This is a genomic window from Rhizobium acidisoli (assembly GCF_002531755.2).
GTDB lineage: Bacteria > Pseudomonadota > Alphaproteobacteria > Rhizobiales > Rhizobiaceae > Rhizobium > Rhizobium acidisoli.
The window spans coordinates 3,735,457-3,762,019 of record NZ_CP034998.1; the positions used below are offsets into that span (position 1 = coordinate 3,735,457).

26 protein-coding genes, 1 tRNA gene and 2 pseudogenes are annotated in these 26,563 nt (G+C 62.4%); 20 read left to right on the forward strand and 9 right to left on the reverse strand.

Annotation, left to right across the window (positions count from 1 at the left end):
* Positions 1–137 precede the first annotated feature (137 nt).
* Both CO657_RS18200 and CO657_RS18205 read left to right on the forward strand, forming a co-directional pair.
* Positions 138–1,553, forward strand: coding sequence for an oligosaccharide flippase family protein (locus tag CO657_RS18200; RefSeq protein ID WP_054182533.1), 1,416 nt, complete (start codon positions 138–140; stop codon positions 1,551–1,553).
* The gene (locus CO657_RS18205) at positions 1,554–2,831 is read left to right on the forward strand and encodes a GNAT family N-acetyltransferase (protein WP_054182504.1); all 1,278 of its coding nucleotides are present in this window, start codon (positions 1,554–1,556) and stop codon (positions 2,829–2,831) included. It begins immediately after the preceding gene.
* 12 nt (positions 2,832–2,843) lie between these two features.
* Here CO657_RS18205 and CO657_RS18210 read toward each other — a convergent pair whose 3' ends face one another.
* Positions 2,844–4,475 (reverse strand): AMP-binding protein, encoded by a 1,632-nt coding sequence (locus CO657_RS18210; RefSeq protein WP_054182503.1) that lies wholly within the window; start codon positions 4,473–4,475, stop codon positions 2,844–2,846.
* A gap of 235 nt (positions 4,476–4,710) precedes the next feature.
* Between CO657_RS18210 and CO657_RS18215 the strand changes: the two genes are divergently transcribed.
* Both CO657_RS18215 and CO657_RS18220 read left to right on the forward strand, forming a co-directional pair.
* Positions 4,711–5,691, forward strand: coding sequence for an aldo/keto reductase (locus tag CO657_RS18215; RefSeq protein ID WP_054182502.1), 981 nt, complete (start codon positions 4,711–4,713; stop codon positions 5,689–5,691).
* A gap of 168 nt (positions 5,692–5,859) precedes the next feature.
* A pseudogene (locus tag CO657_RS18220) lies at positions 5,860–6,652 on the forward strand (class I SAM-dependent methyltransferase).
* 2 nt (positions 6,653–6,654) lie between these two features.
* On the opposite strand, the gene CO657_RS18225 reads toward CO657_RS18220, so the two are convergent.
* Positions 6,655–7,233 carry a TetR/AcrR family transcriptional regulator gene (locus tag CO657_RS18225; RefSeq protein ID WP_054182501.1) on the reverse strand — a complete coding sequence of 193 codons (579 nt, stop codon included), beginning with the start codon at positions 7,231–7,233 and terminating at the stop codon, positions 6,655–6,657.
* 129 nt (positions 7,234–7,362) lie between these two features.
* Between CO657_RS18225 and CO657_RS18230 the strand changes: the two genes are divergently transcribed.
* Together CO657_RS18230 and CO657_RS18235 are read left to right on the forward strand one after the other, a co-directional pair.
* Positions 7,363–8,658, forward strand: a complete 1,296-nt coding sequence (locus CO657_RS18230) for an MFS transporter (protein WP_054182500.1) — start codon at positions 7,363–7,365, stop codon at positions 8,656–8,658.
* A gap of 127 nt (positions 8,659–8,785) precedes the next feature.
* Positions 8,786–8,870: transfer RNA gene (locus CO657_RS18235), tRNA-Leu, on the forward strand.
* Between the two features lie 184 nt (positions 8,871–9,054).
* On the opposite strand, the gene CO657_RS18240 is transcribed toward CO657_RS18235, so the two are convergent.
* Positions 9,055–9,342, reverse strand: coding sequence for a hypothetical protein (locus CO657_RS18240; RefSeq protein WP_003589997.1), 288 nt, complete (start codon positions 9,340–9,342; stop codon positions 9,055–9,057).
* Between the two features lie 168 nt (positions 9,343–9,510).
* Positions 9,511–9,795, reverse strand: a complete 285-nt coding sequence (locus CO657_RS18245; protein WP_012559111.1) for a hypothetical protein — start codon at positions 9,793–9,795, stop codon at positions 9,511–9,513.
* A gap of 212 nt (positions 9,796–10,007) precedes the next feature.
* Between CO657_RS18245 and CO657_RS18250 the strand changes: the two genes are divergently transcribed.
* Positions 10,008–11,756 carry a cation:proton antiporter domain-containing protein gene (locus CO657_RS18250; protein WP_012559112.1) on the forward strand — a complete coding sequence of 583 codons (1,749 nt, stop codon included), beginning with the start codon at positions 10,008–10,010 and terminating at the stop codon, positions 11,754–11,756.
* A 42-nt stretch (positions 11,757–11,798) separates the two neighbouring features.
* Here the strand turns inward: CO657_RS18250 and CO657_RS18255 are convergent.
* Positions 11,799–12,085 (reverse strand): annotated as a pseudogene (locus CO657_RS18255) (hypothetical protein).
* A 254-nt stretch (positions 12,086–12,339) separates the two neighbouring features.
* Here CO657_RS18255 and CO657_RS18260 point away from each other — a divergent pair.
* Together CO657_RS18260 and CO657_RS18265 are read left to right on the forward strand one after the other, a co-directional pair.
* A complete protein-coding gene (locus CO657_RS18260) occupies positions 12,340–12,936 on the forward strand; it encodes a YqaA family protein (protein WP_012559114.1) in 597 nt (198 codons plus the stop codon).
* Positions 12,937–12,954: 18 nt separating this feature from the next.
* A complete protein-coding gene (locus CO657_RS18265) occupies positions 12,955–13,470 on the forward strand; it encodes a disulfide bond formation protein B (RefSeq protein WP_003589986.1) in 516 nt (171 codons plus the stop codon).
* Positions 13,471–13,490: 20 nt separating this feature from the next.
* Here CO657_RS18265 and CO657_RS18270 read toward each other — a convergent pair whose 3' ends face one another.
* Both CO657_RS18270 and CO657_RS18275 read right to left on the reverse strand, forming a co-directional pair.
* Entirely contained in the window at positions 13,491–14,048 is a 558-nt protein-coding gene (locus tag CO657_RS18270; RefSeq protein ID WP_003567029.1) for an HNH endonuclease, read from the reverse strand.
* Between the two features lie 111 nt (positions 14,049–14,159).
* Complete coding sequence (locus tag CO657_RS18275; protein ID WP_054182499.1) at positions 14,160–14,852, reverse strand: DNA-3-methyladenine glycosylase family protein; 693 nt, start codon at positions 14,850–14,852, stop codon at positions 14,160–14,162.
* On the opposite strand from CO657_RS18275, the gene gluQRS reads away from it, so the two are divergent.
* Complete coding sequence (gluQRS, locus tag CO657_RS18280) at positions 14,851–15,732, forward strand: tRNA glutamyl-Q(34) synthetase GluQRS (RefSeq protein WP_054182498.1); 882 nt, start codon at positions 14,851–14,853, stop codon at positions 15,730–15,732. The two genes, CO657_RS18275 and gluQRS, sit on opposite strands and share 2 nt — an antisense overlap.
* Here the strand turns inward: gluQRS and CO657_RS18285 are convergent.
* Complete coding sequence (locus CO657_RS18285; RefSeq protein WP_054182497.1) at positions 15,697–16,620, reverse strand: YihY/virulence factor BrkB family protein; 924 nt, start codon at positions 16,618–16,620, stop codon at positions 15,697–15,699. The genes gluQRS and CO657_RS18285 overlap by 36 nt on opposite strands.
* Before the next feature lie 76 nt (positions 16,621–16,696).
* Between CO657_RS18285 and CO657_RS18290 the strand changes: the two genes are divergently transcribed.
* The 7 genes from CO657_RS18290 (at position 16,697) to CO657_RS18325 (ending at position 22,696) form a co-directional block, all read left to right on the forward strand.
* The gene (locus tag CO657_RS18290) at positions 16,697–17,530 is read left to right on the forward strand and encodes an SDR family oxidoreductase (RefSeq protein WP_054182496.1); all 834 of its coding nucleotides are present in this window, start codon (positions 16,697–16,699) and stop codon (positions 17,528–17,530) included.
* A gap of 14 nt (positions 17,531–17,544) precedes the next feature.
* Positions 17,545–17,748, forward strand: a complete 204-nt coding sequence (locus CO657_RS18295; protein ID WP_003589977.1) for a twin transmembrane helix small protein — start codon at positions 17,545–17,547, stop codon at positions 17,746–17,748.
* Positions 17,749–18,330: 582 nt separating this feature from the next.
* A complete protein-coding gene (locus CO657_RS18305; protein ID WP_054182495.1) occupies positions 18,331–18,909 on the forward strand; it encodes a cob(I)yrinic acid a,c-diamide adenosyltransferase in 579 nt (192 codons plus the stop codon).
* A gap of 32 nt (positions 18,910–18,941) precedes the next feature.
* Complete coding sequence (locus CO657_RS18310; protein WP_054182532.1) at positions 18,942–19,739, forward strand: rhomboid family intramembrane serine protease; 798 nt, start codon at positions 18,942–18,944, stop codon at positions 19,737–19,739.
* Between the two features lie 163 nt (positions 19,740–19,902).
* Entirely contained in the window at positions 19,903–20,652 is a 750-nt protein-coding gene (locus tag CO657_RS18315; protein ID WP_054182494.1) for an electron transfer flavoprotein subunit beta/FixA family protein, read from the forward strand.
* Positions 20,653–20,675: 23 nt separating this feature from the next.
* Positions 20,676–21,605, forward strand: a complete 930-nt coding sequence (locus tag CO657_RS18320) for an electron transfer flavoprotein subunit alpha/FixB family protein (RefSeq protein ID WP_054182493.1) — start codon at positions 20,676–20,678, stop codon at positions 21,603–21,605.
* Positions 21,606–21,814: 209 nt separating this feature from the next.
* A complete protein-coding gene (locus CO657_RS18325; protein WP_003589968.1) occupies positions 21,815–22,696 on the forward strand; it encodes a 3-hydroxybutyryl-CoA dehydrogenase in 882 nt (293 codons plus the stop codon).
* Between the two features lie 27 nt (positions 22,697–22,723).
* On the opposite strand, the gene tlpA is transcribed toward CO657_RS18325, so the two are convergent.
* Positions 22,724–23,386, reverse strand: coding sequence for a thiol:disulfide interchange protein TlpA (tlpA, locus tag CO657_RS18330; protein ID WP_054182492.1), 663 nt, complete (start codon positions 23,384–23,386; stop codon positions 22,724–22,726).
* Positions 23,387–23,425: 39 nt separating this feature from the next.
* On the opposite strand from tlpA, the gene argH reads away from it, so the two are divergent.
* From argH to lysA, 3 genes are all read left to right on the forward strand, one after another.
* Positions 23,426–24,826 (forward strand): argininosuccinate lyase, encoded by a 1,401-nt coding sequence (argH, locus tag CO657_RS18335; RefSeq protein ID WP_003589962.1) that lies wholly within the window; start codon positions 23,426–23,428, stop codon positions 24,824–24,826.
* Positions 24,827–24,955: 129 nt separating this feature from the next.
* Entirely contained in the window at positions 24,956–25,150 is a 195-nt protein-coding gene (gene lptM, locus CO657_RS18340) for an LPS translocon maturation chaperone LptM (RefSeq protein ID WP_003589960.1), read from the forward strand.
* Between the two features lie 11 nt (positions 25,151–25,161).
* The gene (gene lysA / locus CO657_RS18345; protein ID WP_003589959.1) at positions 25,162–26,430 is read left to right on the forward strand and encodes a diaminopimelate decarboxylase; all 1,269 of its coding nucleotides are present in this window, start codon (positions 25,162–25,164) and stop codon (positions 26,428–26,430) included.
* Positions 26,431–26,563: the final 133 nt, after the last annotated feature.

Consider the following 26,563-nt stretch of genomic DNA (forward strand, 5'->3'; position numbering starts at 1 on the left):
TTTTCTTTTCCGCGGCAGCACCCGAAAACCGCAATTTCAGCGTCGGTCGACAGGCGCGATCCGGAACCGTTTCTTAACCCTGTTCTGTCAAGACTTCGGGACGATTTGCCTGACTTTCAGAGTTTTGCGTGTTCATCATGGCGGTCATAGAAACAGCGGAAAAGATGCTGCCCGCGGGCCTGCGCCCGATCGGCGGCCGCATGTTGCGCATGCTTGCGGCCGTGCTCACCGAACGTGGTGAGAAGGCGGCCGCTCAGCGCATGGCGCTGACGGCCTTTTCGATCCGCATTCTCAGTGCAGCCCTCGCCTTCATCTCCCAGATCGTGCTTGCCCGGCTGATGGGCGAATATGAATACGGCATCTTCGTTTTCGTCTGGGTGCTGGTCGTCGTCTTCGGCGATCTGTCATGCCTTGGTTTCCACACTGCGATCATCCGCTTCCTGCCGCAATACAGAGCAGCCGGCGCCTTCGAGGAAATCCGCGGCCTCACCGGCACGGCGCGCATCTTCGCGCTGCTTTCGGGCACCGCGGTGCTCGCTGCCGGCATGCTCGGGCTGCATTTCTTCGGCCATATGATCCAGGTCTATTATCTCGTCCCGATCTTCCTCGGCCTGCTTGCCATGCCGATGATCGCGCTCGGCGATATTCTGGAGGGCACGTCGCGGGCAAACCACTGGCCGGTCATGGCGCTCAGCCCGGTCTATATCGTCCGCCCCATCCTCATCATCGCCTTCATGCTGATCGCCATTGCCCTTGGCGCCGAGCATACGGCCGTCACCGCGATGCAGGCAGCGCTCGTCGCGACCTTCGTCACCGCGCTCGGCCAGTATGCCGCAACGCTCTATCGCCTTCGCCGGCATTATGACGAAGGCCCGCGCAAAATCGATTTCCTCGCCTGGTTCAGCGTCGCCTTTCCGATTTTCCTGATCGAGGGCGTGAGCTTCCTGCTCACCAATTCCGATGTCGTCGTCGTCGGCATCTTCCTCGAGCCGCACGACGTCGCCATCTACTTCGCCGCCGCCAAGACGATGGCGCTGGTGCATTTCATCAATTTCTCGGTCAAGGCAGCCTCTGGCCCGCGCTTTTCCTCGATCATCGCTGAAGGCGACCACGCACAGCTGGCGACCGCCGCCATCGACGCCGCCCGCTGGACCTTCTGGCCGGCACTCGGCGTCGGCCTTGTGGTGCTTGCCGCCGGCCATCTTCTGCTGTCGCTCTTCGGCGGCGCCTTCACATCCGGTTATCTGGTCATGGCGATCCTGCTTGCCGGTATCCTCGCCAAGTCGTTGGTCGGCCCGGCCGAAACGCTGCTGATGATGGCCGGCAAGCAGAATCTCTGCGTCGCGCTCTACGCCGGCGCACTGACCGCCAATGTCGGTCTGAACCTCGCTTTGATCCCGCATTACGGCATAGAAGGCACTGCGATCGCCACGGCTTCGGCCATGGCGGTCGAGGCAATCCTGCTGCATCTTGCCGTGCGCAGCACGCTCGGCATAGTCCTTTTCGCCTTCGCCAGCCCCTCCGCCGCAACGCCAGAAATGAGAGTTCGATAGATGGTGCGTATTCCTCCCGTTACCGAAAGCACCGACAGCATTGCCAACCGCATGGTGCATGATCTGGCCGCGCTCCATTTCGAAGCGCCGCGGGCCGAGGCGCGCGCCGAGATCGGCCGGCCGGGGCGCGAACTCTGCCTCTATCCCGGCAAGCTCGGCTATGAACTTCAGGAAGAGCTCGACTTTCTCTCCAACCGGGCGATGGAACCGAACGTCTTCTTCTCCGGCCGCTTCCTCGCGCCCGCCATGCCGCGGCTCGAAGACCGGCAGGTGAATTTCGCCCTGATCCGCGACCACAATGCCGGCCGCAGCCGCATGCGCTTTCTGATGCCGTTTTCGGTCGACAAGCCGGGCTTTGCAGTCGGCCCGTCGATCATCCGCGGCTGGTCGAACAGCTTCGGCCCGCTCGGCACGCCGCTGGTCGACAGCGAGGATGCGGCCGAGACCCTCGACAATCTTTTTGAGGGACTGACCGCGCGTGACCTCAATCTGCCCGGAATCGTCGTCCTGCCGGATCTCAGGCTGAACGGTATCTTCGTGCGCATGATCAAGGCCGTGGCGCTCAGCCGCAATCTCCCCGTCACCGTCACCAATCCCTATTTGCGGCCGATGCTGCAGAGCGACGAAGAGGCGCCGGCCTATCTCGGCCGCACCATCTCTTCTTCGCACATACGCGAGATGCGCCGTCAGTGGCGTCTGCTGGAGGAACAGGGAACGGCGATTTATGCCGTCGCCCGCCAGCCCCGCGAAATTCACATCCGCTTCGAGGAATTCCTGGCGATGGAAGCCGGCGGCTGGAAAGGCAAGCGGCGAAGCGCGCTGGTCACCGATCGCTATCATACCGCCTTTGCCCGCGAGGCGGTGTCGAACCTTGCCGCCGTCGATGCCGTGCGTATTCACACGATCGATCTCAACGGCAAGGCGATCGCCGCTATCGTCGTGCTGATGATGGGTGGCGAGGCCTATACCTGGAAGACGGCCTATGACGAGAACTATGCCCGCTATTCGCCGGGCAAGCTGCTGATGAGCGAACTCACCGAATGGCATCTCGACGACGCCAATATCGTCCGCTCCGATTCCTGCGCCGTCTCGGATCATCCGATCATGAGCCGCTTCTGGCAGGAACGCGAGGAGATGGGAACGCTAGTGATCGGCCTGACACAGAACAGCGACCGCGACATGCGCCAGGTCTCAGCCCAGCTCCACATGTACCGCAGCACCCGCAACATGGCGAAGATGCTGCGCGAGAAGATCTTGTCGCTCGCCGGCCGGGGCTGAAGCCCTTGGTCTTTAAGCTTCGGCTGCCGCCTTCTCGCGCAGCAGCCGGCGGATCACCTTGCCGGTGGTCGTCAGCGGCAAAGCATCGATGAATTCCACCTCGCGCGGATATTCATGCATTGAAAGCCGCGTCTTCACCCATTCCCTGATATCGGCGGCCAGCGCCTCGCTTGGCTGATGGCCCGGCGACAGAACGATATAGGCCTTGACGATCTCGGTGCGCACCGCATCGGGTTTGCCGACGGCGGCGGCAAGCTGCACGGCGGGGTGGCCGATCAGGCAATCCTCGATTTCGGCCGGGCCGATGCGATATCCGGACGAGGTAATGACATCGTCGTCGCGGCCCTCGAAGGTGACGTAGCCATCGGCATCCTGCCGGCCGATATCGCCGGTGAGCAGCCAGCCTTTGGCGAATTTTCGCGCCGTCGCCGCCGCATCGTCCCAATAGCCGAGGAACATCACGGGATCGGGACTGGCGATGGCGATCTGACCCGGTTCGCCCGCCGGCAATTCGTCGCCCGCTTCGCTGACGATTGCGACGCGGTGCCCGGGCACTGCTCGGCCGATGGCGCCGGCCCTGGTCACCCCAAAGGCAGCGCTCGACGAGAGCACGAAATTGCACTCCGTCTGGCCGTAGAATTCGTTGACGGTGATGCCGAGCGTGCGCTGTGCCCATTCATAGGTCTCGCGGCCGAGCGCCTCTCCGGCCGAGCCGATGGTGCGCAGCACCAGATCGTATTTCGAGCGCGGATCGGCAACGGATCGCATTAGCCTCAATGCCGTCGGCGGAATGAAGGCGTTGCGCACCCCCATCTCGGCCATGATCCGGTAGGCCATGTCGGCGTCGAATTTCTGCGCCGGCGACGAGACGACGGGAACGCCGAGCAGCAGGCTCGGCAGCAGCGCGTTGAGCAGCCCGCCGGCCCAGGCCCAGTCGGACGGCGTCCAGACCTTGTCGCCCGCTTTCGGAAAATCCTCATGGGCAAACTGCATGCCGGGAATATGGCCGGGCAGGACACGGTGGCCATGCAGTGCGCCCTTCGGCGGCCCCGTCGTTCCCGAGGTGAAAATCATCAACGCCGGATCGTCCGGACCGGTCTTGGCGACATCGAAGACGGGGGAATGGCCATCCACCAGTTCGCCGAAGGCGGCCGCGTCGGCACTCGCCTTGTCGATGCTGACAATATGTTTCAGCATCGGCAGATGCTCGCGGATCTGCCGGATGCGCTCGAGACCGAAGCCATTGGTGACGACGGCCACCACGCCTGCCGCCTTCAGCCGGTACTCCAGCGCCTCGACGCCGAAGAGCAGCGCCAGCGGCAGCGCGATCGCGCCGGTCTTGTAGATCGCCACATGCGCGATCACCGTCTCGAAGGATTGCGGCAGGAGCAGCGCGACGCGATCGCCACGTGTTATGCCAAGCGAAACCAGCGCATTTGCAAAGGCCGAGGAACGGTCGGCAAGCGCGCGATAGGTCAGACTGCGGTGATCACCATCCGGGCTGAAATGTTCGAGGCAGACCTGCTCGGGCGCCCTCGCCGCCCAGTCGTCGCTGACGGCGCGGCCAATATTGAAATCCTCGGGAATCCGCCACGAGAAATCGCGATAGAGATCATCGTAGCGATTGTGGAACGGCAGTATCATAGGCGAAATCCAGTGAATGCTGCACCAGCTAACACCTTATGCTGCAAATGCGCAAGCGACCGGTCCGGACGGCGATGACCGGCCCGACTTCAGACCCCATCACGCATTGTTGTGCGCATCGCCGGACGGATTCTTCGCCGGGCGCCCTGCGACTTTGCCGGTTTCCGCACTAGATCATGGAAGGCGGTCGAGGGGCATCGGATTTGGATCAGCAAATTCATCACGGAGTTATTTCATGGAATATACAAAATTTGGGAAGACCGGCCTCGAAGTCTCGAAAATCTGCCTGGGCTGCATGACCTTCGGCGATCCCGGCCGCGGCAATCATGCCTGGAGCCTGCGGGAAGAAGAAAGCCGGGCGATGATCCGGCAGGCGATCGACCTCGGCATCAATTTCCTCGACACCGCCAACACCTATTCCAACGGCTCCTCGGAGGAGATCGTCGGCCGCGCCATCAAAGATTTCACCAAGCGCGAGGACATCGTGCTGGCGACGAAAGTGTTCAACCGCATGCGGCCGGGCCCGAATGGCGCCGGCCTGTCGCGCAAGGCGATCTTCGACGAAATCGACAACAGCCTGCGCCGCCTCGGCACCGACTATGTCGACCTCTACCAGATCCACCGCTTCGACTATACGACGCCGATCGAGGAAACGCTTGAGGCGCTGCACGACGTCGTCAAATCGGGCAAGGCGCGTTATATCGGCGCCTCCTCCATGTATGCTTGGCAATTTGCCAAAGCGCTCTACGTCTCCAGGCTGAACGGCTGGAGCGAATTCGTCAGCATGCAGGACCATCTGAACCTGCTGTACCGCGAGGAAGAGCGCGAAATGCTGCCGCTCTGCGAGGACCAGAAGATCGCCGTCATCCCCTGGAGCCCGCTTGCCCGCGGCCGCCTGACACGCGACTGGGACGAGGCGACGGCGCGCAGCGAAACCGACGAATTCGGCAAGACGCTTTACACGCAGTCCATCGATGCCGACCGCAGAATAGTCGAGGCGGTGGCCGAGATCGCCAAGGCTCGCGGCATTTCCCGCGCCCAGGTCGCAACCGCCTGGATCCTGCAGAAAAGTGCCGTGACCGCCCCGATCATCGGCGCTTCCAAACCGAACCACCTGACCGACGCCGTTGCCGCGCTCTCGGTCAAGCTCACCACTGAGGAAATCGCCGCATTGGAAGCACCCTACATCCCGCACGCCGTCGCCGGTTTCAAATAGCCGCCGATCCGCTTCGGCTTTCAACCATCACGACAAGGCCTCTCCCCGTTCGCGGAGAGGGAGATCGCTTTCGTTGCGGCGTCCTTCCATCGGCCAGGCCCGCCGGACATCACAAGACAGTCACAGTTCGGCCTTAGCGAATGCCGAGCCATCGAGGAATCGCTCGCCATGACCACCGTTCCTTTCGAACCCCGCCGCTTCCGCACCACCGCCGCCTATTACAGCCGTTTCCGCGTTCCCTATCCGGATGCGCTGATCGAGCGCGTGACCGCCAGAACCGGCCTTCGGCCCGGCGACCGTTTGCTCGATCTCGGCTGCGGGCCGTGTCAGATCGGCATCGCCTTCGCACGCCTCGCCGGCGCCGACGTCACCGGCCTCGATCCGGAACCGGAAATGCTGGAGGCCGCGCGCGACAATGCCGCGGCAGCCGGGGTCCGCGCCGAATTGGTCCTCGGCTCCTCCTATGATCTCGGCCCGGCCTTCGCGCCGCTGAAGATGACTGCCATGGGCCGCTCGTTCCACTGGATGGATCGCGACGCGACGCTGGCGATGCTGGACAAGCTGACCGAGCCGGGCGGAACGGTCGTCCTTTTCGGCGATCGCCACATCTCCGCCTCGCCGGCCTGGCGCGAGACCATGGAGAGCGTGTCCGAACGCCTGTCGCCGGAAGAAATGCGGGCCGAGCGGCAGCTCCGCCGCGGGCTTTGGAAAGCACGAGGAATTTCTGCTGCGCTCCGCCTTCCGCAATCTCGAACGCATCGGCATCGTCACAGAGAGGGTCATCGACGCCGATGAGATCGTCGGCCGTGCCTTCTCCATGTCCGTCACTTCGCCGCAGGCGCTCGGCGACCGGACGATGGAATTCGAGCGGACGCTGCGAAGCGAGCTGGCCGCCCTGGCGCCGGATGGAAAATTCACCGAGATCGTCGAGAGCAACGCGCTCATCGCCTTCCGCGACTGAGACTATGACCGGCTGCCGGGATCGAGCTGCCGGCGCATCGTCACCAGAAACTGCTCGGCAAGCGCCCGGTCCTCGACCGCGCGGGCGAGAATGACGGCGCCCATCATCGATGACAGCGTGGTGGCGGCATTGGCGCGGCGCTCCTCTTCGCTCTCGCCGGGGACGATATCGGCGAGCGTGTCGACCAGCACGGCGAGCCCGTCGCTGAAGACGGCGCGCACCGCGCCGCGGCTGCGGCTGACCTCCTGGATCAGCGTCGCGAAGACACAGCTGCCGCCCGGATCGTCGACCGTTCGCCAGTGGATATAATGGTCGAGAAGCGATTCCAGCGGCCGGTCCGGAGAATCGGCGATATGCTCCTTCCAGCGCGTTTCCACTCTGTCGATCAGCTTGCGGCTGACCTCCAGCGCCAAGTCGTCCTTCGACGCGAAATGACCGTAGAAACCGCCATGCGTCAGCCCCGCCGCCTTCATGATGTCGGCGACGCCGACGCCGTCGAAACCGTTCTCGCGGAAGAGCACGCCGGCAACGCCCAGGATCCTCTCTCGGTTTTCGGCAAATTTCTCGCGGCTGACCCGCATTTTTAAACTCCAGAAATAGTCGCTTGACAAAATATATGACGTCCATCATCAATAGGCAAGAAATATGATGGCCATCATGTAAATCATTCTCGTATCTTCCCGAAGCTGAATCCGAACGGAATCTCGCCCATGGTTTCCACAGCCCTTGCCTCCACCCTTGCCCGGCGCAACATCCACTACGGCTGGGTCGTCGTTGCCGCGACCTTCCTCACCATGCTGGTCACAGCCGGCGCCATGGGCGCGCCGGGCGTCCTCATCAAGCCGCTGCAGGACGAGTTCGGCTGGGAGACCTCGCAGATTTCCTCAGCCCTTGCGATCCGCCTGATCCTTTTCGGTTTCATGGGTCCGTTCGCCGCCGCCTTCATGAATTATTTCGGCGTCCGCAAGGTCATCGTTTTCGCCCTGGCCCTGATCGGCGCCGGTTTTATCGGCTCGCTGTTCATGACCAAGCTCTGGCATCTATTGGCGCTCTGGGGCATCGTCGTCGGCTTCGGCACAGGTCTGACGGCCATGGTGCTCGCGGCCACGGTCTCAACCCGCTGGTTCACCAAGCATCGCGGCTTGGTTGTCGGCATGCTTTCGGCGAGCTCAGCCACCGGCCAGCTCGTCTTTCTGCCGCTGATGGCGGAGCTGACGGAGCGCTACGGCTGGCGATCGACGGTGTTTTTCGTCTGCGCCATGATCATGGTCGCAGCTCTGGCCGTGCTTGCCTTCATGCGCGACCGGCCAGCCGACCTGAACCTGCCGTCCGTCGGAGAAACGCAGGTGACACCGCCGCCGGCGGGCACCTCGCTCGGCGTCGCGCTGATGACGCCGATCACCGTGCTGAGGGAAATCTCCAAGACCTCGACCTTCTGGATCCTGTTTGCTACCTTCTTCATCTGCGGGCTCAGCACCAATGGCCTGATCCAGACCCATTTCGTCACCCTTTGCGGCGATTTCGGCATCGTGCCGGTGGCCGCCGCCAGCGTGCTGGCGGTCATGGGCATCTTCGATTTCTTCGGCACGATCGGCTCCGGCTGGCTGTCCGACCGCTTCGACAATCGCTGGCTATTGTTCTTCTATTACGGCTTTCGCGGCCTCTCGCTGCTCTATCTGCCCTTCAGCGATTTCAGCTTTTACGGCCTCTCCATCTTTGCCGTCTTCTACGGCCTCGACTGGATTGCCACCGTGCCGCCGACCGTCAAGATCGCCGCCGACCGCTTCGGCCGCGAAAAGGCAGGCCTCGTCTTCGGCTGGGTCTTTGCCGGCCATCAGCTGGGTGCGGCCACCGCCGCCTATGGCGCCGGCCTGTCGCGCACGGAGCTTTCGAGCTACCTGCCCGCCTTCTTCGTCGCCGGCGCCTTCTGCCTGCTGGCCTCGATCCTGGCGATCACGCTGAAGAAGTCCGGCCTGACCAGCCCGGCACCCGCCGCTGCCCATTGAGAATAGATATATGGCTCCGGCCTCGAAACGAGGCCGGAACTCTCTACCGGATCAGTCTGATAACTTCACTCACGCGTCTTGCGCGTGCGGGCGCTCACATGTTAGACAGCCGCCCGTTCACTCCGTTGCCCCATTGGCGGAATTGGTAGACGCGCTCGACTCAAAATCGAGTTTCGAAAGAAGTGCTGGTTCGACCCCGGCATGGGGCACCAGCCTCCGCTCTGTGAGCTTCGGCTCGGCGAGCTCGAAGCTGACAGAGCGGAGGGTGTCGCGCCGCAGTTCCGTCAGGAACGAAGGCGGACTGGTTCGATTATAGCAGCACCATCATCTCGAACGCCGCCGCGTAGCCCTAGCTTCAAAGAGCTGACGCGGAAGCAGAATTCGTATCCGAAAAAACTACTTGTTCTTCAGCAGCCACATCTTGCCGGCCATGGTGATGCCGTAGACGTCTTTCGAGACATCGTCATCCAGGTGCCGCCGCTCGAGGAAACCCGGTTCCTTCAGCTCGCCCAGCGTCTTGGCTGTGACCGATTTGATTTTCTGAGGGCGCTCTTTCCAACGGTCATTTTTCGCGTAGGTTACCGTCGCGTTCTGATGCGTCCATTTGTTGGCAGGCTGAGGGTAAAGGTCTCCATCCCTGGCCAGTTTCAGTGCGGCGATCTGGGACGGCGTAAGCTCAATCATACTAAAAGATCCTGTGCAGGAGTTGTTTGCGCTGGGAGTGCGCTTGTACCAAAGGCGTGCTCATAACACCGACGGACGGGTTTCACCACTGCATTGAGAGTATGCGCGCCAGGAAAGGCGAAAACCCGGCTCTTTGAACCGGGCTTCGTCATTGTCGCGTATTTCCGGTTAATTGCAACGCCGGACGGTTTTGGTCACTTCGCCTTCGTCGGTTTGACGGGTGACACTCCTGGTTTCGCAGCCGTTGTCGCGATAGCGGCGGTGGTCACGTTCGCGCACCGCACCGAAAGTGACACCACGCTCGCTGATGGTGATGCCGGGTCGGACCCGTTCATGACGATAACCGTCATCATAGGTACGTTCCCTCACATAGACGCTATCGGCGAGAACAGGCGCTGCAAACGAGCAGGCGGCAAGGGCCGCTACAGTACAATTCAGGATGATCTTCCGCATGTCGTTTCTCCTTTCTGGATGAAAGGGCAACGAGACAAGACGCAACTGGTTCCAACATCGCCGACAGCCCGGGCCCGCCCCAGACGACAGAAGACCAGTTCTATGCCTGATCGCAAGGATTGAGAACAAGGTCCGCCACCCGCCAAATCAACTGTTTAATTTTGCTTGTACTTCGTACAGAGTGGCCGCCGCCATCACAGGAAGGGTCGGACGTGCATCAGGAAGTAGGGCTTATCGCAACGGTTGCCGTCAGTTTCGTTTTCGCAGCGATCCTGGGTTATGGCGCCGACCGGCTGCGGCTGCCGCCGCTCGTCGGCTATCTCCTCGCCGGCATTCTGATGGGTCCGTTCACGCCGGGTTTCGTCGCCGATACCGCCCTTGCCGGCCAGCTCGCCGAAATGGGCGTCATCCTGCTGATGTTTGGCGTCGGCCTGCATTTTTCCGCCTCCGACCTGCTCGCCGTCCGGGGGATCGCCGTGCCGGGCGCGATCGGACGCATCATCCTCGCCACCCTGTTGGGCATCGGCCTTTGTAAACTCTGGGGCTGGAGCCTCGGCGCCGGCATCGTCTTGGGCCTCAGCCTGTCGGTGGCAAGCACCGTCGTGCTGCTGAAGGCGCTGGAGGAGCGCAATCTCGTCAACGCGCCAAGCGGGCGTGTCGCCGTCGGCTGGCTGATCGTCGAGGATCTGGTGATGGTGCTGGCGCTGGTGTTGCTGCCGGCGCTCGCAGAGCTTCTCGGCGGCAACGCCGCCGCGACGAACAATCACGGCCTTGGCGAGCTTTCCCTGGCGCTGACGATCGGCCTGACACTCTTGAAGGTGGCGGGCTTCGCCGCCATGGCGATCTTCCTCGGCCCGCGCATCGTGCCCTGGCTGCTGACGATGATCGCCCGCACCGGTTCGCGTGAACTCTTCACGCTGACGGTCCTGGCGATCGCGCTGGGCATCGCCTTCGGCTCGGCGGCGATCTTCGGCGTCTCCTTTGCGCTCGGCGCCTTTTTTGCTGGCGTCGTCATGAGCGAATCCCAGCTCAGCCACAGGGCGGCCGCCGACTCGCTGCCGCTGCAGAACGCCTTCTCCGTGCTGTTTTTCGTCTCCGTCGGCATGCTCTTCGACCCATCGATCCTGGTCAGCCAGCCGCTGGCGGTGATCGGCGCGCTGGCGCTCGTCATCCTCGGCAAGGCCATCATCACGTTCCTTATCGTCATACTGCTGCGATATCCGATCGGCCTGGGGCTGACATTGGCCGGCGGCCTTGCCCAGATCGGCGAATTCTCCTTCATCCTCGCCGGCCTCGGCGTCTCACTCGGGCTGCTGCCGCATGAGGGCCAGGATCTGATCCTTGCCGCCGCAATCCTGTCGATCACGCTCAACCCGATCGTGATCCTGGCGACCGACGGTTTGAAGAAATTCGTCCATTCGAGATGGCCCTCCCTGTGGGAAAGCTACGGCAGGACGAGGCAGAAGACGCTCAGCAAGGAACTGGAAAAGATCAGGGCGCTCGGCGAGGAGCGCGAACGCGAGCATCAGCTGAAAATGCAGCAGCTGATCGAGACTTTTCCCTTGTTCTCCGAGGTCAACGAAGACGCGCAGGAGGAACTGCTGCTGCTCTTCAAGGCAAAATCCGCTCCACCAGGCGAACGCGTTATCCGCCGCGGCGACCGCGGCGACGGCATGTATTTCATTTCTTCGGGGGCGGTGGAAGTCCGGCTCGCCAGCGGCGCGATCCGCCTGGAGCCCGGCGCCTTCTTCGGCGAAATGGCGCTTCTGACCGGTGGACGGCGCACCGCCGACGTCATCGCCGTCGACTTCTGCCAATTCGAAGTGCTCGAACGGCGCGACTTCAACATGTTCATGTCGCGCCATCCCAATCTGCGCGCCGCCGTCAGCGAAATGGCGCAGAAACGCACGGAGATGAACGACCTGCGTCAGCAATGGGAAAAGTCGATGGACCTCTCCTGAGGCAACTCCGACGCATGTCTGCGAATTGCGATTGCGATTGCCTCAGCCAGCCGGCCAATAGCCGTCGGCGCGGAAATCCTCCGGGATCGGGTCGAGCCGCGACAATGTCTCGGCTGCAAAATCGATCTGCAGCGACAAATATTTAAGCGAGGCCAGCATCGGCACGCCGGTCGCAAATTCCCGGATGCGCGACGGATGATAGCCGCTTTCGCTCAGCCGCCGTGCGGCCTCCCGGCGCACATCCTCCCTGCTAGGCCTACCTCTTCGAACCGGTCGGCCATCTGCACGGCCTGCCCGCGGCCGCCTTCGATCACTTTGAACATTCTCATGCCACCCTGCACGTCGCCCCAATTCAGCTGGAGCATGATGTCGTCTAAAAACCGCCCACAGTTTTCGGCATCACGCTTTGAGACAGCTTGCCGCAGAATGGCCGATTCGCCATCACGTGAAATCTTGGGAGGGGCGGCGGGGCCTGCATCACGAAATTTTTAGGCGGCGGGTGGCACGAAGGACACGGGCAAGCATTTACAGCGCCGCGCACGGCCCCTAAAGCTTTTTTGCACCGCAACAGGAAGGGAACGGAATGCTCCGCAGACTTTACGACTGGACCATGTCTCTGGCCGCGCGCAAATCGGCCGAAGTCTGGCTCGCCGTCATCGCCTTCGTCGAAAGCTCCGTCTTTCTCGTCCCCGCCGATGTACTGTTCCTGCCGATGGCGCTTTCCAAGCCGGAACGCTCCTATCGCTACGCGGTGATCGCAACCATCGCTTCCGTGCTCGGGGGCATCGCCGGCTGGGCGCTCGGCTATTACGCCTATGAGACGGTGGCGCGGCCGGTTCTCGAATTCTACGGCAAATTCGAGGATTTCGAGCAATGGCGAAATACCATTCACGGCGAATGGGAAATCCTGTTGCTGTTGCTGGTGACTTCCGGTTTAGCGCACCTGCCGCCGATCAAGGTCGTAACTATTCTGGCTGGCGTCATTAACATGAATTTGGGGGTCTTCATTATTTCCGCCATCGTGGCCCGCGGCGCTCGGTTTCTGCTTTTGGCTTGGCTACTTCGTCGATATGGCGAACCGATCCGCCATTTTGTCGAAAAGCGCCTTGGCCAGATCGTCGGCATCGGTGCCGCCGCCCTCATTTCGCTGGCAATCGCCTACAAATTATTCGCTCACTAAATCTCGCGGAGTTCCGCCATGACTGCCACCTCCTCGCCGCTCGCCCGCCCCGGCTTCGTCTATTCCATATTGCTCGCCATCGGCATGGCGGCCGCGGTCGGCACGGCGCTTGGTTTCCAATATATCGGCGGCTATATTCCCTGCGCGCTCTGCCTGCTGCAGCGCCAGCCCTATTATTACGCCATCCCGATCGCCATCCTCGCCGCGGTTTCGGAACTGGTCGGCCTGCCGAACTGGATCACCCGCGCGCTCATTCTCGCCGCCGGCATGTTGATGCTGGTCACCGCCGGCATGGGCGTCTATCACGCCGGCGTCGAATGGCATTTCTGGCCCGGCCCGGCCACCTGCTCGACGACGGCAAGCAGCATGACCACCAATGCCGGCGATCTGCTCGGCGAGCTCAACACGATCAAGGGGCCGTCTTGCACCGATGCGGCGCTCCGGGTGCTCGGCCTGTCTTTTGCGGGCTGGAACGTGATTGCCGGAATCCTGCTTGCCGCCTTCGCTTTCGTCGGCGTTCGCAAGGCGGCCTAAGGCGGCCTAAGGCGGTTTGATCAGGGCTGCAGTTCGGTATCCCAGTAGAGATAGTCGAGCCAGCTGTCGTGCAGATAGTTCGGCGGGAACAGCCGGCCGTTATTGTGCAGATCCTGCACCGTCGGCTGATAGGGCTTCTGCGCCGGGAACATGCTGGCCTGCTTCGGCAACTTGCTGCCCTTGCGCAGATTGCAGGGCGAACAGGCGGCCACGACATTCTCCCAGGTCGTCTCGCCGCCATGCGCGCGCGGGATGACGTGATCGAAAGTCAGATCGTCATGGGCGCCGCAATACTGGCACTCGAACCGGTCGCGCAGGAAGACGTTGAACCGGGTGAAGGCGGGATTGCGGGACGGCTGAACATAGGTCTTGAGGCACACGACACTCGGAAGCCGCATCGAAAAACTCGGCGAGGAAACCGAATGCTCATATTCTGCGATGATGTTCACACGGTCGAGAAATACCGCCTTGATCGCGTCCTGCCAGGACCACAGCGACAAGGGGTAATAACTCAGTGGCCGGTAGTCAGCGTTCAGAACGAGCGCTGGCAGGGCCTGGGGGGAGACTGCAATCGTCAAGGGACTCTCCTGATCGATTCGGCATCTGCACCTGTATATTAGGCCGGTTGTTACAGGATTGTGAAGTCCAATAAATTCAGAGGATAAAGGCAATTTGAAGAGTGTTGCCGATCAGCCGGTCGGCACCATGTCGCGGCGCGTTCTCGTGGCATAATAGGCCCAGAAAAGCCGTGCCGCCACCGAGCGCCACGGCGACCAGGCTTCCGCCAGCGCCGTCAGCGCCTTTGCCTGAGGCCGCGCCGCGAGACCGAATGCCGCACCGACGGCATTTTGCAGCGCGACATCACCGGCCGGAAACACATCGGCATGGCCGCCGCAGAACATCAGATAGACCTCCGCCGTCCACGGACCGACGCCCTTCAGCGCCGTGAGTTCGCCAAGCGCTTCACCAGGCGGCTTCAGGCAGAGCCCGGAAAGATCGAGGCGGCCGGAGGCGACGGCTTCGGCGATCCGCGACAGGGTCTCGGCCTTGGCGCGCGACAGGCCGAATTCGCGCCAGGCTTCGGCGTGAAGCAGCGTGTAGCCTTCGGCGGTCAGGAGACCGTCCGCCGGCAGCATGCGCCGCCAGATCGCCTCGGCGCTGGCGCGCGACACCATTTGCGAGACGATGATATGGGCAAGCCCGGCAAAACCCGGTTCACGCAGCCGCAGCGGCACAGGCCCGGCATCTGCGGCGATCGGCACAAGCCGCGGATCGAGGCGAAGCAGCGCTTCGAGCCCTTGGCTGACGTCGTCTTCGTTGCGGATGATCTGCACATCGCCTCGCAGTGGTTCGAAACCTAAATCCATGGCAGAAGAAAGCATGACCACGAGCGAGCGTCAAAAACCTGTCTTTCGTTTTGCGCCGAGCCCCAACGGGCAGCTGCATCTCGGTCATGCCCTCTCGGCCCTCTTGAACCGCGACATGGCGGAGGCCGAGCATGGCCGCCTGCTGCTGCGCATCGAGGATATCGACCAAACGCGCTGCACGCCCGAGTTCGAGGCTGGCATCCTCAGGGATCTCGACTGGCTGGGGATTGGCTGGGAAAGCCCAGCGCGGCGCCAGTCGGAACATTTCCCCGAATATCAGGCAGCGCTGCACGCGCTGATCGAACGCGGCCTGGTCTATCCGGCCTTCCTGACACGCGGCGAGGTGAAGATGCGCGTTACGGCCTATGAGGCGGCCGGCAGGTCCTGGCCGCGCGATCCCGATGGTACGCCGCATTACCCCGCGAGCGATCGCGAGCGCCCGGAAGACGAATGGCGGGAGATGCTGGCCGCGGGGAAGAAACATGCCTGGCGCCTCGATATGCGCAAGGCGCTCGACCTGATCGGCGAGCTGCTGTTCTGGACGGAAACCGGCGACGGCAGATCGGGCGAGATCGCCGCCGAGCCGGACGTCTGGGGCGATGTCATCCTGTCGCGCTCGGACGCCCCGTCGAGCTATCATCTTTCGGTGGTGGTCGACGATGCGCTCCAGGGTGTCACCCATGTGGTGCGCGGGCTCGACCTCTTCCCCGCCACCTCGGTGCACCGGCTGCTGCAAGTCCTGCTCGGCTTGCCGCAGCCTCTCTATCACCACCATCGTCTCATTCTCGACGATGCCGGCCGCAAGCTTTCGAAAAGCCAGGGCGACAGCGGCATTGGCGAATTGCGGGCCCGCGGCACGTCAGGGGCCGATATTCGCCGCCTTGTCGGGCTCTGATGGCCTTTCGACACGCTGCCTGCCGACGATCGAAAGCGTGTGGGAAAACATCCGGAAGACGCGGAACTTGATCAGCGCCGCATTGATCTCGGCGCCGATGATGAAGATGACGCCGACCATATAGAGGAAGATCAGTACGATCATGACCGAGGCGAGACCGGCATAGGTGGCGGTGTAGTTGGCGAAGGTCGCGAGATAATAGGCAAAGATCAGCGCCCCGGCGAGCCAGAGCAGCAGGGTCAGCAGCACGCCCGGAATGACGTCGAAGACCCGCCGCTTGCCAGCCGGCAGCCAGAGATGCATGACCAGCAGCCCGACGGTCAGCACGACGAGCGTGCCGTAGATGCGCCAGCTGAAGACGATCTCGAGCGTATCGGCAAACAGCGGAAACCAGTTCCTGGCATAGTCGAGCGCCAGCGGCACGGCGACCAGCAGAATGCTGATCGCCGCAAAGATGATCACCGCGATCAGCACATAGCCGAGGCTGGCGAGACGGGTGAAATACCACGGCCGCGTCTCCTGCACCCGGTAGGCGCGGTTGAGCGAGATGCGCAGCGCCTCGACGCCGTTCGAGGCGAAATAGGCGGCCGCCAGCACCGAGATCGTCAGCAGCCCGCCGCGCGGAATGGTCAGCACCTGCAGCACCTGGTCGGCGAGCGGCTTGGCGATCGCCTCGGGCCAGGTGTCGAAGATCAGATGGATGGCGGTCGAGGAAAATTGATCGGCGCCGAGGAAGCTTGCCAGCGCTGTACCGAAGATCAGGAAGGGGAAAACCGCAAGCAGGCTCGACAGCGCCACGTGGCTCGCCATGGCGAAGCCGTCATCCTCGACCATGTGACAGATCGCGTCATAGACCACGTCATAGATCGTGCGCAGCGCCTTCGGCATTCCGTTCCCGGCTTTCCAGATTGTATCCTCTGGCCGAATATGGGAAACGAGTCCCATTTTGTACAGGAATCATTCCATGGCGGCAGAGCGCAGCATCGTCGTGACCGGATGCTCGTCCGGTATCGGTGCGCATTGCGCGCGGGCGCTGAAAGCCGATGGATGGCGCGTCTTCGCAACGGTGCGCAAACCGGAAGATTTGCCGGCGCTGGAAGCCGACGGCATCGAAGCCTTCCTGATGGATTATGCCAGGCCCGAGACGATTTCCGCGCTGGTCGACACCGTCTTGCAACGCAGCGGCAGCCGCATCGACGCGCTCTTCAACAATGGCGCCTACGGCCAGCCGGGCGCCGTCGAGGATCTTTCGACGGCAACGCTGCGCGCCCAGTTCGAGGCGAATTTCTTCGGCTGGCACGAATTGACGCGGCAGGTGATCCCGGCAATGCGCACATACGGCCGGGGACGGATCGTGCAATGCTCGTCCATTCTCGGCGTCGTGCCCTATCGCTATCGCGGCGCCTATACCGCCTCCAAGTTCGCGCTCGAAGGCCTCAGCATCACCCTGCGCATGGAGCTGCAGGGCAGCGGCATCCATGTGAGCCTGATCGAGCCCGGACCGATCGCGACGCGTTTCACCACCAACGCACTCGCCAAGATCCGCGAGCATATCGACGTCGAGAATTCACCGCACGCGGCCGACTATGTCAGGCAACTGGCAAGACTCGACGGATCGGGCCCGGTCAACCGCCACAAGCTTGGCCCGGAGGCGGTCTATTCCGTCTTGAAACACGCATTGAACTCGAAAAATCCGAGGCCACATTATCCTGTAACGACACCGGCCAAGCAGGGCATGTTCCTGAAGCGGCTGCTTCCGGCAGACCTCTTCTACCGCCTGATGCGCTGGACGGACTGAGAAAGCTGAATGCCATGTCCACGGTCACCTATATCCTCGCGATCATCGTCATGGGCTGCGTCGCCCTGGTCCTGATCCGCGGCCTCTTCAACATGATGAAGGGCGGCGACGCCAATCGCTCCAACAAGCTGATGCAGCTGCGCGTCCTGTTACAGGCAATCGCCATCTTCCTGATCATGCTGACACTCTGGATCACCGGCGGAGGCCGGCCGACGTGAGAAAGCCATGGGAGGGGTATTTTTGATGACGGACAGAAATGAAGGAGGAGAGGTGAGCGCCGGCTTGAGGAAGCACCTCGACGCGGTGTGCGTCAGTATGCCGGGGCGAGTTTGGCGAAAAGGCCAACCCCACCCTCCGTCATCCTCGGGCTTGACCCGAGGATCCATCCCCGTAGCCGCTGACGGATGCGGTGTGGATGCTCGGGTCAGGCCCGCGGCTGTCCGATTCGCACGAACGGCTGCCCCTCACCCTAACCCTCTCCCCGCTCGCGGGGAGAGGGGACCTGCCCTGCGAGACGTTGGCGAGGGACGGAGAGGCTGCGGCGTGTCCCCTTCTCCCCGTTTTGCGGGGAGAAGGTGGCGGCAGCCGGATGAGGGGCGTGGTGAGACGCCGCCCGACGCGGTTGCTCTCCACGCACGGGCAAATTTGGCGAAAAGGCCAACCCCACCTTCCGTCATCCTCGGCCTTGAGCCGAGGATCCATGCCACGACCGCTGCCGGATGCGGCGTCGATGCTCGGGTCAAGCCCGAGCATGACGGAGGGTGGGGTGGTTCAGCCCTCCCCCTATCAGGCGGTGCAGCATGGTAAAACTCAACAAGATCTACACCAAAACCGGCGACGACGGCACGACCGGGCTGGTGTCCGGCCCGCGCCGGGCAAAGGACGATCTGCGCGTCGAGGCCTATGGCACGATCGACGAGGCCAATTCCGCCATCGGCCTGGCGCGGCTGCACACATCAGGCCTGCCCGAACTCGACGCCATGCTGATGTCGATCCAGAACGATCTCTTCGATCTCGGCGCCGATCTCGCCACCCCCGATACCGGCGAGCCGCCGGCCTATGAACCGCTGCGGATCGTCGAGAAGCAGGTCGACCGCGTCGAGCGCGATATCGACCAGCTGAACGCTGGCCTGCAGCCGCTGACGTCCTTCGTCCTGCCGGGCGGCAGCCCGGCCGCCGCGCAGCTGCATCTGGCCCGCACTATTGCGCGGCGCGCCGAGCGTTTGATGGTAGCGCTTGCCCGCACCGACGGCGAAATCGTCAGCGAACCGGCGAGGAAATATGTCAACCGGCTCTCCGATTTCCTCTTCGTCGCCGCGCGTCATGCAAATGATCGAGGCCATGCGGATGTGCTTTGGGTTCCGGGAAAAAACAGATAGGCTTGCCGCGATCACGATTGCCGGGGGGCTTGATGTTCATACCTTTTCATGACGCCAATACGCTGAAACATATCAAGGTGCAGTGGGTGACGCTCTCACTGATCGCGCTGAATATCGCGGTCTGGCTTTTTACCAGCCTGGAGAGCGAGCAGGCAGCCCAGGCAACGACCGTCGGGCTCGGCTATATCCCGGCGATCGCCTTTGGCGATGCGGTGCTGGCGCAGGGGCTGGAAATCGTGCCGGAGCCGCTGACTTACCTCACCTATGCCTTCGTCCATTCCGGCTTCTGGCATCTGGCCTCCAACATGATCTTCCTCTGGGTCTTCGGCGACAATGTCGAGGATGCCATGGGACATCTGCGTTTCCTGATTTTCTATCTCCTGTGCGCGGCTGCCGGCGCGCTCTGCCACGGCCTGCTGACCATGACGTCGCAAGCGCCGCTGGTCGGCGCCTCGGGGGCGATTTCCGGTGTGATTGCCGCCTATGTCTTGCTGCATCCGCGCGTCAAGGTCTGGGTTCTGGTCTTCTTCCGCGTGCCGCTGCCGCTGCCGGCCTTCGTGCCGCTGCTTTTGTGGATCGGCCAGCAATTCTTCATGCTGGCGGTCGCACCCGACGGCGACGTTTCCTGGGGCGCGCATGTCGGCGGCATTCTTGCCGGAGCGCTTCTGATCTTGGTGTTGCGCCGGCCGGGTGTGCCGCTCTTCGACCGGGAAATCGTCACACCCCGGGCTGTGCGAAGCGATCCCGGCGCCGGTCCGGCCATCGCCGTCGACGCAGCCGGGCGCAAGGTTCAACGCCTTGCCTGGGGGCGGCGCCGACAAGAATATTGACGTGAACGTAAACGTCCATATATTGCCCGGCAAATCGCCCCCCGCTGGCATGGAAGCGTTGTAATTGGAGGAAAAGCGCGTATCCATGTCGCCATTCGACAATCGAAATGGCGCGCGAGCGCGCATTTTCGTTGAAGCCAATTTCCCCTGAAGGAAGGACACCATGAAGATTCTCGTCCCAGTCAAACGGGTTGTCGACTACAACGTGAAGATCCGGGTGAAACCGGATGGTTCCGGTGTCGAGCTTGCCAATGTGAAGATGTCGATGAACCCGTTCGACGAGATCTCGGTGGAAGAGGCGCTGCGGCTGAAGGAGGCCGGCAGGTGTGAGGAAGTGGTGGTGGTCTCGATCGGCCCTGCCAAGGCCGAGGAGACGCTGAGGACGGCGCTTGCCATGGGCGCCGACCGGGCGATCCTGGTCGAGACCGACGATCAGGTCGAGCCGCTGGCCGTTGCCAAGATCCTCAAGGGCGTGGCCGATGCCGAACAGCCGGGTCTGGTCATCGTCGGCAAGCAGGCGATCGACGACGATTCGAACCAGACCGGCCAGATGCTGGCGGCGCTCTTGGGGTCGGCCCAGGCAACCTTCGCCTCGAAGATCGAGATCGGGGATGGCAAAGCTCAGGTGACCCGCGAGGTCGATGGCGGCCTGCAGACGATCGAGATCAAGCTGCCGGCGGTGGTCACATCGGATCTCAGACTGAACGAACCGCGTTATGCCTCGCTGCCGAACATCATGAAGGCGAAGAAGAAGCCGCTCGACAAGAAGAGCCCGGCTGACTTCGGTGTGTCCACCACGCCGCGGCTGAAGGTGCTGAAGACCGAGGAGCCCAGTGGCCGCAAGGCCGGCGTCAAGGTCAAATCGGTCGCCGAACTGATCGACAAACTGAAGAACGAAGCCGGCGTGCTTTAAGCCAGGAAAGAGAGAACACCATCATGACCATTCTTCTTCTGGCCGACCACGACAATGTCAGCCTCTCCGACCAGACCGCCAAGGCGCTGACGGCAGCAAGCCAGATCGGCTCCGATATCCATGTGCTGGTTGCCGGCAAGGGCGCCAAGGCTGCGGCCGATGCGGCTGCCAAACTCTCCGGCGTCTCCAAGGTATTGCTGGCCGAAAGCGACGCGCTTGCCAACAATCTGGCCGAACCGCTTGCCGACCTGATCGTCTCGCTGGCCGGCTCTTATGACACCATCGTCTCGGCCGCCACCTCGGTCGGCAAGAACGTGCTGCCGCGGGTGGCTGCCCTGCTCGATGTCGCCCAGGTCTCCGAGATCATCGAGGTCGTCAGCCCCGATACCTTCAAGCGGCCGATCTATGCCGGCAATGCCATCCAGACGGTACAGGCCAGTGATGCCAAGAAGGTGATCACCGTGCGCACCGCCTCCTTCGCTTCGGCAGCCGAAGGTGGCTCCGCCTCTGTCGAGGCAATCCCGGCGGTCTCCGATCCCGGCCTGTCGCGTTTCGTCAAGGACGCGCTGTCGGCCTCCGACCGGCCGGAACTGACCTCGGCGAAGATCATCCTCTCCGGCGGCCGGGCACTCGGTTCGGCGGAAAAATTCAAGGAAGTCATCCTGCCGCTTGCCGACAAGCTCGGTGCTGCCGTCGGTGCAAGCCGCGCGGCCGTCGATGCCGGTTATGCGCCGAACGACTGGCAGGTCGGCCAGACCGGCAAGGTCGTCGCTCCGCAGCTTTATATCGCTGCCGGCATCTCGGGTGCCATCCAGCATCTGGCCGGCATGAAGGATAGCAAGGTGATCGTCGCGATCAACAAGGACGAGGAGGCGCCGATCTTCCAGGTTGCCGACTATGGCCTCGTCGCCGATCTGTTCGAAGCCCTGCCGGAATTGGAAAAGGCGCTTTAAAACAGGTCGCGCAAAGACCGAAAGCGCGAGAAGCGAATCCGAAAGATCACGGCGCGCTTCAAACGCCTCAAATGCTTTTCTTTCGCACTTGCGAATGACTGGAAAATTATCTTTTATCGGGCTACTACTGCTGCCGGGCGATCCTTCGTCCGGCAGCATTGCTAAAAAATGCGGCAGCGCGGGGGCAGATGCCGTGCGGGGGTTTGGAGATGAATGCGGTGTTGAAGAATATTGGTATTATCGGTGCCGGCCAGATGGGCTGCGGCATCGCGCATGTTTCGGCCGCCGCAGGTTACAGGGTTCACATCTACGATCTCTCACAGGATCGCATCGAGTCCGGCCTTGCCACGATCAACGGCAACCTGGCTCGTCTGGTGACGAACAGCAAGATGACCGAAGAGGAGCGCAAGTCGACCTTGTCGCTCATCACAGGCTCGTCCGATGTCAATGATCTCGCCCCCTCCGATCTCGTCATCGAGGCCGCCACCGAAGATGAAACGGTCAAGCGCAAGATCTATGCGCAGGTTTGTCCGGTCCTGAAGCCGGAAGCGCTGCTTGCCACCAACACCTCTTCCCTTTCCATCACCCGGCTTGCTGCCGCCACCGACCGCCCCGAACGCTTCATGGGCATTCATTTCATGAACCCGGTGCCGGTGATGAAGCTGGTCGAACTGGTGCGCGGCATCGCGACCGATGAGAAGACCTTCTCGGCCGCCAAGGAATTCGTCGGCACGCTGGAAAAGACCATCACCGTCGCCGAGGATTTCCCGGCCTTCATCGTCAACCGCATCCTTCTGCCGATGATCAACGAGGCGATCTACACGCTCTATGAAGGCGTCGGCACGGTCGACGCCATCGACACGGCGATGAAACTCGGCGCCAACCATCCGATGGGACCGCTGCAGCTTGCCGATTTCATCGGCCTCGACACCTGCCTTTCGATCATGCAGGTGCTGCATGACGGCCTGGCGGACTCGAAATACCGCCCCTGCCCGCTGCTGGTGAAGTATGTCGAGGCCGGCTGGCTCGGGCGCAAGTCCGGCCGCGGCTTCTACGACTATCGCGGCGAAGTGCCGGTTCCGACGCGGTAATTTCTTCTTCCCACGGGAGAAGCAGGATCAGGAACCGACCACACCCTTGATCAGGGCCTTGGCATCGGCGCTGTCCCAGGCAGCCGGCCCGTTCATTGCTGAAATCAGGCATCCCTTGTCGTCGATTAACAGCGTCACCGGCAGCCCCATGGCGAGACCCTCCTTCTTCAAGCTGTTGAACACTGCAATTGTATTGTCGCGATAGAGCTGCAGCGCATCGACGCCGGTCTCGGCCAGGAAGGTCTTCGGCTTGTCGTCGTCGCCGCTGTCGATATTGACGGGCACCACCTGGAACTTGTCGCTGCCCATTTCCTTTTCGAGCGCGTTCAGCGCCGGCATCTCCTCGCGGCAGGGCACGCACCATGTCGCCCAGAGATTAAGGAGCACGGTCTTGCCGGCAAAATGATCGAGCGTCAGCGGCTTGCCGTCCGGCCCGTTGAAGGAGACCGCCGTCAGCTTGCGTGGCTCATAGGCGGCGACCATGGCGGCCACCTGCCCCTTCATCAGCGGTGTGACGCTGGCGATGCGATCCCGGGCCAGCTTGCATTCGACTGACGCCGTTTCACCGCCGCCATTGCCAATCCCCGTCTCCTTCACGTATACCGCTGCCGCACCGGCAACGACGCCCGCAACGGCGGCTATCGCGATCCATTTCACGGATGGCAGCCCAAGGGATTTCTTTGTCGTCATTTCATTCTCCAGGACATGCATTCAAGGCGGGGCACCTTCATGGCCGACACCACGGATACCAAATCTTCAAACCAGATGTGGGGCGGGCGCTTCGCCTCCGGCCCGGACGCGATCATGGAGGAGATAAATGCCTCGATCGGTTTCGACAAGAAGCTTTTCGCGCAGGATATCCGCGGTTCGATCGCCCACGCGACCATGCTCGCCCATCAGGGCATCATATCGGCCGAGGATAAGGACAAGATCGTTCACGGGCTAAACACGATCCTGTCAGAAATCGAAAGCGGCAATTTCGAATTTTCGCGCCGGCTCGAAGACATCCATATGAATATCGAAGCGCGCCTGGCGACGCTGATCGGACCGGCCGCCGGCCGGCTGCACACCGCCCGCTCGCGCAACGACCAGGTCGCGCTCGATTTCCGCCTCTGGGTCAAGGAAGAGCTCGAAAAGACCGAGAAGATGCTGACCGGTCTGATCGCCGCCTTCCTCGACCGCGCCGACGAGCATGCCGAAAGCGTCATGCCGGGCTTCACCCATCTGCAGACCGCCCAGCCCGTGACCTTCGGCCATCACTGCATGGCCTATGTCGAAATGTTCGGCCGCGACCGCTCGCGCGTGCGCCACGCCATCGAGCATCTGGACGAAAGTCCGATCGGCGCGGCCGCCCTTGCCGGCACCGGTTATCCGATCGACCGCCATATGACCGCCAAGGCGCTGGGTTTCCGCGAGCCGACCCGCAACTCCATCGACACCGTCTCCGACCGCGACTTCGCCATCGAGTTCCTGTCGATCGCCGCGATCACCGGCATGCACCTGTCGCGTCTGGCCGAAGAGATCGTCATCTGGTCGACCCCGCAATTCGGTTTCGTCCGTCTCTCCGACGCCTTCTCGACCGGTTCCTCGATCATGCCGCAGAAGAAGAACCCGGATGCCGCCGAACTGGTGCGCGCCAAGACCGGCCGCATCAACGGCTCGCTGGTGGCGCTGCTGACGATCATGAAGGGCCTGCCGCTCGCCTATTCAAAGGACATGCAGGAAGACAAGGAACAGGTCTTTGACGCGGCCGAGAGCCTGGAACTGGCAATCGCCGCCATGACCGGCATGGTACGCGACATGACCGTCAACACCGCGCGCATGAAGGCTGCGGCCGGCTCCGGCTTCTCGACGGCAACCGACCTTGCCGACTGGCTGGTGCGCGAAGCGGGCCTGCCCTTCCGCGATGCCCATCACGTCACCGGTCGGGCCGTGGCGCTTGCCGAAGGCAAAGGCTGCGATCTGGCCGAACTGCCGCTCGCCGACCTGCAGGCGATCCATGCCTCGATCACCGACAAGGTTTATGACGTGCTGACCGTCGAAGCCTCGGTCGCCAGCCGCAAGAGCTTCGGCGGCACCGCACCCTCCGAAGTCCGCAGGCAGATCGCCTTCTGGCGCGCCCGCAACTGAAGGATGTCAGGCGGCGCAAGCCGCCTCGGCCTCGCCGCACAGGCGGAAAGCCGCCCAACAATCAGGGTGCACAAGGCGAATAAACTTCGCTATGACAATGTCCATCAAATGCCGCCCAAGAGGATATCCATGCAGAAGAGCTTGCCGCATCTCATCCGCCTGACGGCGGTTCTCGCCGTCATCGGCATTGCCGTTGCCGGATGCGGGCGCAAGGGCGACCTCGATCCGCCGAGTGCTGCGGCAACCAAGGAAGGTGACGTTTCCAAGCCGACGAAACAGCCGGGAACCGTCGACAAGCCCTTCCTCCTCGATCCCCTTCTTTAAGGCATAAGCCCGTGAACCATTTCGAGTACCGCGACGGCGTCCTGCATGCCGAAAACGTCCCCGTTCCCGAGATCGCCAAGGCGGTCGGCACGCCCTTCTACGTCTATTCCACCGCAACGCTGGAGCGCCATTACCGGGTCTTCTCCGAAGCCTTCGCCGATATGGACTCCATGGTCTGCTACGCAATGAAGGCGAATTCGAACCAGGCCGTGCTGAAGACGCTCGGCCGCCTCGGCGCCGGCATCGACGTCGTCTCCGAAGGCGAGCTGCGCCGCGCGCTCGCCGCCGGCATCCCGGCCAGCCGCATCATGTTTTCAGGTGTCGGCAAGACGCCGCAGGAAATGGATTTCGCTCTCGAGGCCGGCATCTACTGCTTCAACGTCGAATCCGAGCCCGAGCTCGAAATCCTCAACCAGCGCGCCGTCAAGGCCGGAACGAAAGCCCCGGTCTCCTTCCGCATCAACCCCGATGTCGATGCGAAAACCCATTCGAAGATTTCGACCGGCAAGAAGGAAAACAAGTTCGGCATCTCCTGGGAGCGTGCCCGCGCCATCTATGCCCATGCCGCCAGGCTGCCGGGCATCGAGGTCACCGGCATCGACATGCATATCGGCAGCCAGATCACCGAATTGCAGCCCTTCGACGACGCCTTCAAACTGCTGCACGATCTTGTCGCGACGCTGCGCGCCGACGGCCACACGATCGATCACGTCGATATCGGCGGCGGCCTCGGTATTCCCTATAAGGACGACAACAATCCGCCGCCGCTGCCGGACGCCTATGCGGCGATCGTCAAGAACCAGCTGCGCGGCCTCAACTGCAAGATCATCACCGAGCCCGGCCGCCTGATCGTCGGCAATGCCGGCATCCTGGTCACCGAAGTCCTCTATGTGAAGGACGGCGGCGAGAAGACCTTCGTCATCGTCGACGGCGCGATGAACGATCTGATCCGCCCGACCCTTTACGAGGCCTATCACGAGATCCGCCCGGTAACGATTTCGGCGGCGAACGCCCCGCGCATCCGCGCCGACGTGGTCGGGCCGGTCTGCGAGACCGGCGATTACCTGGCGCTCGACCGCGAGATGGCGATGCCGAAGCCCGGCGACCTGATCGCCGTCAGCACGGCCGGCGCCTATGGCGCGGTGCAGGCCGGCACCTATAACAGCCGGCTGCTGGTGCCCGAGGTTCTGGTCAAAGGCAGCGATTTCCATACGATTCGCCCGCGCAGAACCTATGCCGAACTGATCGGCCTCGACTCCGTTCCCGCCTGGCTCGATTAAAAGTACGTGGCGCAAAACGGTGCAGCCATTTGCGATCACCACCTGCGTAGAACAAGGACTTGAAGCGCCAGCAACAATCTGAACGATCGCGAGGCGCTTTAAGCAGCCATCACTTTTTGGCGAATAAACGTGA